The 11,983-nt window shown below is 46.8% G+C and carries 10 protein-coding genes and 1 CRISPR repeat array; of the genes, 2 read left to right on the top strand and 8 right to left on the bottom strand.

Annotated elements, in window-relative coordinates:
• The first annotated feature begins 12 nt into the window (after positions 1-12).
• A complete protein-coding gene (gene cas7g, locus DTHIO_RS16835) occupies positions 13-987 on the top strand; it encodes a type I-G CRISPR-associated RAMP protein Csb1/Cas7g (protein WP_008871465.1) in 975 nt (324 codons plus the stop codon).
• Between the two features lie 15 nt (positions 988-1,002).
• On the top strand, positions 1,003-2,439 hold the full coding sequence (csb2, locus tag DTHIO_RS16830; protein WP_008871464.1) for a type I-G CRISPR-associated protein Csb2: 1,437 nt from the start codon (positions 1,003-1,005) through the stop codon (positions 2,437-2,439).
• A gap of 170 nt (positions 2,440-2,609) precedes the next feature.
• Positions 2,610-4,295: direct repeats of the CRISPR family, unit length 37 nt; unit sequence GTCTCATCCACATTAAAAAATGTGGCTCCATTGAAGC.
• A 72-nt stretch (positions 4,296-4,367) separates the two neighbouring features.
• Here csb2 and DTHIO_RS16825 read toward each other — a convergent pair.
• From DTHIO_RS16825 to DTHIO_RS16790, 8 genes are all read right to left on the bottom strand, one after another.
• A complete protein-coding gene (locus tag DTHIO_RS16825) occupies positions 4,368-5,036 on the bottom strand; it encodes a DUF6946 family protein (protein ID WP_008871463.1) in 669 nt (222 codons plus the stop codon).
• Between the two features lie 18 nt (positions 5,037-5,054).
• Entirely contained in the window at positions 5,055-5,414 is a 360-nt protein-coding gene (locus tag DTHIO_RS16820) for a hypothetical protein (RefSeq protein ID WP_008871462.1), read from the bottom strand.
• Positions 5,415-5,438: 24 nt separating this feature from the next.
• Positions 5,439-5,723, bottom strand: coding sequence for a hypothetical protein (locus tag DTHIO_RS16815; protein ID WP_008871461.1), 285 nt, complete (start codon positions 5,721-5,723; stop codon positions 5,439-5,441).
• A 93-nt stretch (positions 5,724-5,816) separates the two neighbouring features.
• Positions 5,817-7,157, bottom strand: coding sequence for a pentapeptide repeat-containing protein (locus DTHIO_RS16810; RefSeq protein ID WP_008871460.1), 1,341 nt, complete (start codon positions 7,155-7,157; stop codon positions 5,817-5,819).
• Between the two features lie 2 nt (positions 7,158-7,159).
• A complete protein-coding gene (locus DTHIO_RS16805; RefSeq protein ID WP_008871459.1) occupies positions 7,160-7,663 on the bottom strand; it encodes a DUF2628 domain-containing protein in 504 nt (167 codons plus the stop codon).
• Positions 7,664-7,894: 231 nt separating this feature from the next.
• On the bottom strand, positions 7,895-9,730 hold the full coding sequence (locus DTHIO_RS16800) for a tetratricopeptide repeat protein (RefSeq protein ID WP_008871458.1): 1,836 nt from the start codon (positions 9,728-9,730) through the stop codon (positions 7,895-7,897).
• Positions 9,731-10,301: 571 nt separating this feature from the next.
• Complete coding sequence (locus DTHIO_RS16795; protein WP_008871457.1) at positions 10,302-11,390, bottom strand: ATP-binding protein; 1,089 nt, start codon at positions 11,388-11,390, stop codon at positions 10,302-10,304.
• A 100-nt stretch (positions 11,391-11,490) separates the two neighbouring features.
• On the bottom strand, positions 11,491-11,982 hold the full coding sequence (locus DTHIO_RS16790; RefSeq protein WP_008871456.1) for a siphovirus Gp157 family protein: 492 nt from the start codon (positions 11,980-11,982) through the stop codon (positions 11,491-11,493).
• Position 11,983: the final 1 nt, after the last annotated feature.

The following is an 11,983-nucleotide window of genomic DNA, read 5'->3' as shown; positions in this document are numbered from 1 at the left end:
CAGGAGAGTCTTATGTTTGAAGTGTTAAAAAATGCCAAAAGGCTTTTGCTGGAGGCAGACCTTGAGCCTGTCCAGGGGGATCGTTTTCAACCTACGGGTTTCCCTGATATTGGTGCAGGGACCTATCTGTTGCCAGATGGAACCAGGAAGATAGTCCTTGAGTCCCCCCAGTCAATGGCAAACAGGCTGGAGAGCACTGTAATAGGGCCTGACAGCGAGCTGATCAAAGACTTTGACGGTCTGCCTTATGTCAGAGTAAGCCTTGAGGGTGCAACGGATGCAAAGACCAATTCCCTGATGGAGGCTCATCGTCTTAACTCTCCATTTATCATCACTGACAAGGATTTCCAGCAGGCTTTCAAGCAGGAGGCGGATTACGAGAAGGGCAAACCTCTTGACTGGAGAAAAATCGCAAGAACTATTTTCAAGTATGATGTCAACTCCATCCTGCATGGTGTTTTCCTGGCAAACCTGGAGGACGGGAGAGTCAAGATGCCCAGGGCTGTATCTTCCTTTATAGAGGCCATCGATGCCAAGGAAGTTGTATACGGTGGTGTGAAGAACAACCCCATTGACCCCACCGGCAAGATCCGGGCTGCTGAACACGACAAGGATGTTTATGGCAATGTCCCATATCAACGAGTGGAGTATACTGCCTCAAATATAAAGGCATTTTTTAACTTTGATCTGGGAATGATAAGATCCTACGAACTGGGAGATGAGGCGGAAAATTTACTGATTGGCCTGGGTTTGTATAAAATCCGCAGCTTTCTGGAAGGAGGCCTGCGGCTGCGAACAGCCTGCGACCTCGAACTAAAAGATGGAAACGCTTTAATGGTAAAGGAACCAGAAGGCTTTACAGTTCCAGGTTCGGCAGAGCTAAAGAAATCGGTTCAGAATCAAATAACGGAGTGCAAGGATAAAGAGCTGTTTGCACAGCCACCTGTGACCCAGATCAACACTGAGACTGTTCTCAAGACTTCATAAGCAGGGAAAAGACTTATGCTGGCTTTAGAGTTTACTTTTCCCGCAGGCCGATATCATGCCAATCCTTGGGGGAGAAACGTCAATGAAGGTGAAGCGGAATGGCCTCCCTCCCCTTACAGATTAGCAAGAGCACTGATTGATATCCAGAAAAGACGTTTTCCCGACTGGGAGCAGGCCAGGATTGAGTCTGTGCTGCAAGGATTATCAGGAAAGCCCTTTTACCTTTTGCCCCAGGCCACCACTGCCCACATTAGAACTTACCAGAGCAGCAATGAAAAGGACGTCACCAAAAAACAGTTGATTTTCGACTCCTTTGTCGCACTGGATAAGGGTGACTCTCTTTACATGGCATTCGAAAATTCTATGCAGGAGCAGCATCTGGTTGACCTGGGCACTCTTCTTGAAGAGCTGAACTACCTGGGAAGATCCGAATCCTGGGTGAAGGTAAATATAAGAGACAATGTTCCATCATTTAGCTGGGACTGTTTGCCAAGTGATTCAGCAGGTCAGAGTTCTGTATACGAGGATGAAAAGATAGCCTGCGTTCTGCCCAGAAGTGAATATGAGAGTCTCCCTGTAAGCAGTGATTTAAGCTGGTTTGAAGCCATCTGCCTTTCCACAAGGGATCTTCTAAACCAGGGCTGGGCACATCCTCCGGCACTTGAATGGATCGATTACTCCCGCAAAAAATCCCGGTTAAACAGAACCATCCCCTCAAGAGCAGGATTTGAGTCACGACGTGAATACCGCCTGTTTAAATACGAGATTCACTCCAGGGTACGTCCCATGGTCCAGGAATCCATACATTTCGCTGAAAGAATCCGCCTGAAGCTTATGGGTATTCACCGTAAAATCCAGGGCGACGATCCCGGGCTTGTCTCCAGCAAATTCAGCGGAAAAAGTGCTGATGGTTCACCACTGGAAGGTCATGGACATGCTTTTTTTCTTCCTCTGGATGAGGATCATGACGGACGGATTGACAGTCTTGTCATCACAGCAAGAGAGCCGTTTGACTCATCCGAGTTGATGGCCCTGGATAGATTGAGATCAATATGGCAGTCCAACGGCAAGCCAGATGCCAGCCTGATTTTGTCTTCTATGAGGGAACAGCCAAATTTTAAGTTGTCCAGAACCTGGGTCAGCGCAACTCCTTTTGTGACAACCAGGCATCACCGCAAGGGACGTGGGAGTTATTTAGACTGGCTTACACAGGAGATATTACTTGAATGTGAGTACCATGGTTTGCCTGAACCTGCTTCTGTAAACTGGATACAATGGACAATCACCGGTCCAAAACCTCTGCGCTGGATGGAATTTGCAAGGGGCAAGAGGGATGAGAGGCCATTCAGAGGACACGGATGTATAATACACTTCAACACAGCTGTGCCTGGGCCATTTGCTTTAGGTGCAAGGTGCCATTTCGGCTTGGGGCTTTTTCAACCTGTAGAATAGCCTGGTGCGAACCCCAAGCAGTTGGAAATCATAGGTACGTTCGCGCAGCAATAAAATCAGGTAGTTATAAGAAACATTAGCTCTTTGACAATTAAATATCTCAGGTTTTGAAAGGGGTTCGCGTAGCAGGGCTCGTAACACCCCAAATGACGGGGTTTTTCATGAAGACAGTCTCATCCACATTAAAAAATGTGGCTCCATTGAAGCATTTGTCTGGACTACTGCACGCCAAAAATCCCCATGTCTCATCCACATTAAAAAATGTGGCTCCATTGAAGCATGTGCTCACACATCACCCACCGCTTTCCCCTTGGTCTCATCCACATTAAAAAATGTGGCTCCATTGAAGCTGCAGGTGGGGCAGACGACCTTTGTTTTGGGCAGCGTCTCATCCACATTAAAAAATGTGGCTCCATTGAAGCGCCCCATTGCGGGTGGCAAACAGCGTATGGGCACAGTCTCATCCACATTAAAAAATGTGGCTCCATTGAAGCGTCGCACAGGTAGCTCAGGGCGACCCACAGGGCAAGTCTCATCCACATTAAAAAATGTGGCTCCATTGAAGCAATTATCACGCACTCGTCATCTCGTATTCCCATACGTCTCATCCACATTAAAAAATGTGGCTCCATTGAAGCATATGGGCTATAAGTGGGAGCCCAGACCCGGCGTCTCATCCACATTAAAAAATGTGGCTCCATTGAAGCAAAACGCACCACCACATGATCGCCTATCGCAAAGGTCTCATCCACATTAAAAAATGTGGCTCCATTGAAGCTACAGTTTACGATCAATCCGGCAACGAAAATAACGGTCTCATCCACATTAAAAAATGTGGCTCCATTGAAGCCCGCATGGGTATCTGACTCCGGTGGAGACCGAATTGGTCTCATCCACATTAAAAAATGTGGCTCCATTGAAGCACACCAGCAACGATGAAAATGCCCAGGGCGCTCTGGTCTCATCCACATTAAAAAATGTGGCTCCATTGAAGCTGGTGGTTATAGGGCAGGGCTTCACCGTCAATCTCGTCTCATCCACATTAAAAAATGTGGCTCCATTGAAGCACATTACAAACAGATGATGAAGCTGAAATCTATCGTCTCATCCACATTGAAAAATGTGGCTCCATTGAAGCGTGGTTCCGAAGAACACGACTTTGCGTGGGTGGTGTCTCATCCACATTAAAAAATGTGGCCCCATTGAAGCCCGTCCAGCATGTCCCGGATGGTGTCAGCATTTAGTCTCATCCACATTTAAAAATGTGGCTCTATTGAAGGATTCAGGCCATGTATCACTGGAATATGCGCTTTAGTCTCAACCACATTGAAAAATGTGGCTCCATTGAAGCTGGCTCAACTGCAAGGATTTCAAGCGTGAAAAGCTGGTCTCAGCCACATTATAAAATGTGGCTCCATTGAAGCTACCGTGCCGTGTACCTCCGTGAGTATACGGACAAGTCTCATCCACATTAAAAAATGTGGCTCCATTGAAGCACGGTTTGCTTGGTTTCAATTCTGGCACCGGGCACGTCTCATCCACATTGAAAAATGTGGCTCCATTGAAGCAACCCTGGCACTGGTGAATATGAGGGCGGCGGCGAGTCTCATCCACGTTGAAAAATGTGGCTCCATTGAAGCATTATATCGACAACCGCTTCGCCGTAGTCCTCCCAGTCTCATCCACATTAAAAAATGTGGCTCCATTGAAGCACCGCCTCAAAGCTCTCGCAGCAGGTGAGGCAGAAGTCTCATCCACATTGTTAAATGTGGCTCCATTGAAGCTTGAAGGTCATTGTGGCCGATTCCTTGGTCTTGAGGTCTCATCCACATTGAAAAATGTGGCTCCATTGATTGAAGTCAGGCATAGTTTTCAGACTGATTACCTGAACACTACTAACCCCGGTTGGAGGCTAATCCCTGGCCCCTTTATTTGCTAAGGCTGGCGGGGTTGCCCTGCACCCAGGCTATATGAAGAAGCGTACCTGAAAGGGAGCCTGCTGAGTTTAAGATTTCTTTGCTTGCCCTGCCGCCCATGAGTTCGGCAAAAGCCGCATAGTCCTGGAAGCCTTCATGGGACTGGCTGAAGGAGTGAACCAGCATGAGGGCATGCTGTGCGTTGAATCTCTGGGCCTCAATGAGTGCCGATGCTGTGCGGTGCAAAAGCTGATAGCGGATGGAGAGGGGGACTGCGTCCAGTTCAAGCAGCCTTTGCAGAAACTCAAGGCGAGCTGTCTTGCCCGGGTTGGACTGGGCCTGCCATTCCTGTATCGTGGGGCCAAATGACTCGGAAACCTTGCCCTCTACAGCAATGGAAATGAGCTTCCCTTGTGAACGGGCAAGGACCCAGATATCATTTTGTGAAGGACGAGAGCCACCAGGCAGTGGAACCTGGTGCTCCGGAAAAGCAAGCAAAATCTCCGCTGCAGGGAATTTTAACCCGAGAACTGCTCCAACCTCATCTGGGAAGCCATCAGCATCTTGCCAGGAATAGGCGAGAGTGCGGGCTGAATAGCCTTTACGCCACTGTCTGGCGGGCTCAGCCAGGAACTGAGCCCATTGCTCTGCACTTGTGGCGGGGATGTAAATTCTGGTCAAGGCAGGTTTTCTCCTGGTTTAATCCCAGCACAGGCCGCTGTCGCGAAATTCAAGGGACATCTTGCCGCACTTGGGGCACATGTACTTGCCATCAGTGAGAACAAGATCTCTGTCAAGTTGATCAGTCATGCGCCATTCTACCACATGGTGGTGCCCCGGGGTTCCCTGTAGTCCAGGGTCATCGTAAGGAATTGGATTACGCGCCCGGCACTCGGGGCATCTTGTCTCCTTGGCAAGCAGATTTACCTGGACGACTTCGTGGCAGCCCTTACACATACAGGGGAAATAACATGTCTCCATAAAATTAAGCATACCGCCGCCAATCAGTATAATGGCATTAGCACCGCATTTACAGGCGGCAATTACTTGTGAGCCCATACCTGATCTCCTGAACCTGACATGTTATAGATGCAGTCCATGGCTCTCTGGTAAGACATACTGCCCCTCCCTTATCTCCACCTTCCCCAGGGCCAGCAGCTTCCTGACAGAGGGCCTCATATGCTTGCTGGGAGCATCCAGCTGCATACGCAGGAGCTTGTCATAGATCTTCAGGGCGTTGCGGGCCTGCTTCGCCTTATGGGGTTCCAGGAAGCGCATACCATGGACTAATATCTGCCCTTTGGAATCGAGTTCTACGGCCAGGCGCAGGGACTGTAAGAACTTAAGCGGGTCGAAGAGGGTGCGCATAAATGTTATCCTGAAAGTTTACTGTGTTTATCTGCATCTCTTTTCACCGCACCTACGTATTGACTCCACATATCGTCGAAGTAAAATAAGTAATTATGAGATTTTTTTTACTAAACGATCAAGTACAAATTTAACAATAACTTGAAAAAGTTTGCAATGGCCAACATATTTTATCAACAATGGTGCTGTATTATAGTATATTTTTATTAAATATGTTCCCATAGTTGTTTTTTTAAGATAGCGATCCCTAAATTGTCTTAAAATAAATACCTGTAAATCATTATAATCTCCATAAATTATCGTCGCAATATAACAGCCTCCTTTTTCTTGAGATGATTTTCTTGATATTGCTGAATCAGGTAATTTATAGTCAACAGGAAATATAACATCAATCAAATATGCTTCATGAAATCTTGTATTAATTAGATTGCATGATGAAAAATCTGAATTAATAATTCCAGAAGAACTTAAATCAGCATTATATAGAACAGAGTTTTCAAAAGAAATTGGATTTTTTATGATAGATTCTTTAAATTTTGAATTTGCAAGATTAGTATTACTAAAATTACATTTTACTAATTTGATAGATGAGCAAAAAATGTTATTTAGATTTGAATTACTAAAGTCAACATTAGTAATGTTTGATCCAAATTCTGCCATCCTTAAATTTACATTTATCATTTTGCAATTAATAATTGTATGATCTTCTGATCGTAAATTGTCTTCTGTGATTCCAAATGAAGAACTTTCTAAAATACTATTTGAAAAATCTACATTGTTGAATGATAAGTGATAAAAATTATGATTGCTAATATCTGATGATATAAAGGAAGCATGTTTAATTGGCGATTCTACGGTTGGTATTCCTGAAAATTTACATTTCTTAAATATGCATTGTTCGAAATACGCATGGTCCATTTTTGTTTCAGTGAAATCTACATTTTCAAATATGCTGTTTTTACATGTAAGTCCTGTTAGATTTGCCTCGCTTAAGTCCACATTTTTTATATCTGAGTTACTTAAATCTGCACCTATCAGTTGAGCTTTTTTTAGTGATAAATCTCTTAGTTTCAGTCCGTTAAGGTCAGCCTCGGCAAGCTCAGCTCCTTTCCTGCGAATATGTTCATCAATTGTGCACCAGGTGTCAGTGCCATCAACCCTCTTTACGGTCTTGGGAGCCAGTGATTCATCATCAGTAGCGAACCCTAGAAACTTTTCCTCTTCTTCGTGTAGGATTCTGGCATCATACTCTGATCTTTTTTCGGGATCTGACAGAACCTCATAGGCTCTGACAATTCTTTTGAATTTATCCTCATCAGGTGATTGTCCACTGTCAGGATGATAAATAGCAGCTAGTGAACGGTATGCGCTTTTTATGACCTCAGGCGGTGCCGTCTTAGAAACTTCAAGGATATCGTATAGAGTTCTGCTCATGCCTATCCTCTACCTTTGGGAAGCTGAAGTTTTGGCTTTTGATCATTTCTGGAGGGGTCCGGGATATCTTGAAAGCCCGCAAAAGGTTCAGGCTTGGGCTCGGCTTTTGAGGCAGCATTTTTGGCTTGCTGGCCTTTTTCAGAAGATTGCTCCTGCTTTTTTGTAACCTGAGCAATTGCTGAATCAGGATTGCCAGCCTGGACAGTATCAATATGCTCATATCCTCGCCCAGAAAGATTAGATTCTCTCCACTCGTTACCCTTGAACCCTGGTATTAGCCACATGGATAACCAAATTACAATGAGAACAAAAAGCCCAAATGGACCTTGTGTAACGGAGTCAATGATTGCAAATGCAATGTAGAGACAGAACCAGATGCCTGCAACTATCCAGAGTTTTTTAACCAGCATCCATATCATATCGAAGAAAAAAGCCGGCCAGGAGAAACCGACCTTGACTGCCTCGTAGCCTTGTGTGGGGTGCTTGAAAATCTTAAATGTTCTCATTTAGCATGTTTCCTAGCGTGTTAACTGTGTAAATGACTGCATTATTTGAGGTCGGCCTATGATAACTGTTGGTATCACTGCATAATCACCTTATAAAGCTTGATGATAAGCGCTTAAATCAACATACCTTACTTTATCAAAGGAAGCCAGACTGGTTTCCAGGCTAGCTCTTAAAATTAATCGACCTCTACCTGGACATGAACTTAAAAAACAATCAATGCCAGCGTTTCTCTACTGGGAAGACAGGTGGCCTGCCCGATGGAGTGCATAAGAAGCCCTGCTCTTTTGCCCAGATGCCCTATAGGCCACGTTCAGTGCTTCCCAGGCGTCTACATCCATGGGGTTAGCCTTCACAGCATTTTTTAGGTAGAAAACAGCCGGCTTGGTCCAGCCTCCTTGCTGAAGAAAAAATGACCCCAGCTCTCTCCAGGCTATTGCATATCCAGGGTGCAGCAGCACGGCATGTTGATAGGCCTGCATGGCCTCCAAATGCAAAGAACATACCCTAAAACCTTCAAAAACCTGCCATACATCAAGGAGTTCGTGATAAAAGGTAACTACCTGTGGCCCACTATGGCTGTCCGTGCTAGTTGCCTGACTAAGCTCATGGAGGGCTTTGCCAAGTTCAAACCATGCACTGGCTGAACCAGAATTTTTATTCACAGCATCTTCCAGGTGGTCCACGGCCATTTCCGTCCGGCCTGCTTTTCGGTAAATGCTGCCCAGCTTTTTAAGGGCCGAGGCATTGTTCGGATATTTGCGCACCACAGCCTGCAACTCTGCCATGCCCAGCTGCATGTCCGACTGGGATGCTTTTTCAAAGGCCAGAACCGCCTGTTCGGGTTGCTCTGTTTCCAGATATGATCTACCCAGGCCTTTCCAGGCCCGGGCATTTTCCGGTTTTTCCTGCACAACCTTCTCCAGTCCCTCTCTACCCTTTTCCGGGTCCAGTGCAGCAGCCTTGTCAAAAGCCTGCAGGGCCTGGTCTGTGTCATCCATCTCCATATATGCCCGGCCCATACCGACCCAGGCCTGGGCTTTGTCCGGCTCTTTTTCCGCCAAGAGCTCAAAACCATCCAGACCCTTACTGGCATCTATGTTTCCGGCCTTTTCAAAGGCCTTTGCGGCTTCTCCAGGCTGGTCCGTATGCATGTATGACCGGCCAAGTTGCTCCCATGATCCGGCATCCTGGGGATTTTCACTGACAGACTGCCTGCAGAGTTCTACAGCTTCTTCCCATTGACCGACATGACTTTCCTTTCTGCACTGCTCAGCTATCTTCTGAGCAGAATCTGAATCAGTATGGGCAGTATCCATTTCTTTGGAAAAAACTTCTGAGTCCATTTGAAGGTCCTCATCCTGGAGTTGTTTAGCCTCCTTGGATAAAGACGTTATTTTTTCAGCTGAATATTCTTTGTTTTCAGGCTGATGGACATGATCTGCTTCCTCTTGGCTGAGTGGTTTTTCTTTTAGAGACTCATCTGCAACAGGGTTTTTTTGTGTAGAACTTTCATGCTGGACTATGGTCCAGGATAGAGTCAAGCTCAACAGGATACTGAACCCAACAAGAATTTTTCTACGATGGGAAAAACCACTACTTACCCTGTGCACAGTAATTGATCGACCTATTCTTGGAGAATCTGTATCATCATTTTCCTGCTGCGCATATCTAAACAGTTGATGCCTGGCATAAAGATCAGGGTTTAGAGACTGAAGACGGGAATAAGCATCTTTTCGGCTTTTGGCCTGGATAGCCTGCACCAGTTCAAATCTATCCAGGACCAGCTTGTTTTTAAGCCACCTGTTGCCATAAAGTCCGGGCAAGAGTATAATTATAAAATAAACTCCGCATAATGATGCAAGCAAGTATATGTTTTCCTGCACTGGTTCTACAGCAACGAGAAGATAAGCCCCAAACAGTATCCAGCACAGAAATGCAATGGCAAAATCCCAGAGACCTGCGTAAAACAGCCAGATAAAGTTCAGAAAAAAAGCCGGCCAGGAAAAACCGGATTTTATAAGCCTAAGCCCCTTGGCAGAACTGTGATATACATCAAAGCTTTTCATGAGGGTCAGCACCAGTCAGACATAAAGATGTAACCATTTAGGGGGTGCTCCAGTTTGGTCTAAAATGTGATTTTTTTGATCCAGCACAAGTCAGACTCTTGGCCATGAAAGTAGACGCCTATGGCTTCTACGAGTGCTGGATAGAAAAGCTTTTTTTGCAGGCGGCAAGTCAGGGTCAGGCTCAGGTTTTTTCCCAGCGATCATCGGCTTCGCTCTCTGTACTCTGGCTGCGTTTCACCAAATCACACCTCTGCGAAGCAGCCTTTCGGCCTGATTATTTGCAAGCCCGACACCTTCGACCATTAGGAACGTCCACAGACCTTAGTTAAACTCAGCCTTTTGCCTAGTGAATTAAAAAGATACTGAAATAATTGAATTATTTTAAGTGCTGGAAAAAATAGCAGTGTTCGCTTTCGATTTCAATGCAAAATCTGCTCAAATGGTGGATATTTCTTAATAAATATCGAATTTTCAGGATATTTTTTTATAAAGCTGTAAATAATTGACCAGATTACTGTGAAATTACCAGGAAGACCCTGGATAGCGGGGCCTTCCTGGTGTCTTTAACTTGCTATGCAGCCTGTTTCTTGCTCAAACCGTCCAGGTAGGTGACGAATCTCTGGAAGAGCTCCTGGTCGCGCTTGCAGCGGCACAGATTGTGGTACTGCTCATTTACCTGGTCCTTGGTCAGTTTGCGCAGATCATTGCCGTACTTGCCCAGAAGGTACGCCTCATAGAGATCAAGCTTGTCTGAAAGACCAAGCTCTCGCATCGTGTTTACAAGACTTGCGACAGTTACTCCATTATCTTCCGGGGTAAGCGGCTGCGGGGGCCTGTCCTCCTGCCTCTGCTTTTTCTTGGTAAACACATCCTGGCTTTTCTTCCTGGATGCAGGGGCAGGGTCCGCTACCGGCTCAGCCTCAACTTCACTGTCTATCTTAGGCTCAGCAGGCTTATTCTCCTTGTTCCCATTGTCCGGGCGGCCACCTTGTAGCCATTCTTTGAGAATCTGGCCGGTGTCTTTGCTGGGCAGAAAATACTGACCATCAAAGAGGCCGGTGCGATCCTTTGAGGCCGTTGCAATATGCCCATCCACAGAGAGTTCAAGTACGCAGGTGAATTCGTATTCCAGGCCGTCACGCTGCACAGGTGCCAGGCCAATTTTGACTGGGCGGGTCTTTCCGGTACGCTCGTCCTTGACTACGTCCCAGGCGGTTTTGCTGCGCATGGTTATAATGACGTGCAGGTTGGCACCCAGGATGGAGTCCACCAAGGCGTTGTGCTTGGGAGAGGCCTCCCTCCAGGCGGCAAAATTGTTCTTCTGCGCCTGCGAGGCCCTGTCCACAAACTCCAAGATGCCGCCTTCACCGGACCAGGCATGGGAAAGGGAGTCGATTATGAGCACTTCATAACCGGTCCTTTCAGCCTCCTTGATGGCCTGGGTGTAGCGCTCCGGACTAAAAGGCGGGGTCAGTTCAGCTACATCGTATTCGCACAGGTCGGCATACAGAGAGCCTGAGCCACGTTCCGTATCCAGCAGGGCAACACTGCCACCAAGACCCTGGGCTATCAACAGAGCGCTGTAAGTCTTTCCAGATCCACTGGGACCGACAATGCCGAACCTTAACTTTGACTGCCTTCTTTCTGCTTTCTTGAACATACTGATTTCCTCCTTTGAAAGTAGGTTTTTAGAAACAAAAACAGCCCGCCACTCACGATGAATGACGGGCTGCATGACCGCTTGGGGTTTAGGGTTGTGGTCAGCTCAGGACCAGGGACTGCTTCTCCTGCATCCTGGCTCCGGGGATTTCCTGGCCCTGTTTGAGGGCGTCCCGGATCTGAGACTTCCTGGGGACAAAATCGATCCTGGTCTCCACGTAATCAGAGGGCAGCTGAGAGATGTCGGTCACCTCCACTGAGCTGCTGCGGCGCAGGTAGGCTGTTGTGCTGACTCCCTTGATCTTGTGGATCTCCTCACGCTGGAAGAGTTCCACCAGGTAGGCCTTAAAATCAGAGAGTCTTTTCTCCATGGCCTGGCGTTTGTTCCGGAGCCTGACTTCCTCGTCTTTCAGGAATTGGATCTCAGACTGGCGTTTACGAACTGCATAACCCACAGCATCAATCTTTTCGTACTCGGCTATGGCCAGCTCATCCAAGTACTCCAGGGCCACCTCCTGCTGGTCCTCGGACAACTCCTCTGCCGTTGCCAGGATGTTGGCGATTTCCATTTCGATGTCTGCTAATGTAGTCATT

Origin of the sequence: Desulfonatronospira thiodismutans ASO3-1 (assembly GCF_000174435.1) — a bacterium.
GTDB classification, from domain to species: domain Bacteria; phylum Desulfobacterota; class Desulfovibrionia; order Desulfovibrionales; family Desulfonatronovibrionaceae; genus Desulfonatronospira; species Desulfonatronospira thiodismutans.
This window is presented reverse-complemented; position numbering and strand designations above follow the sequence as displayed.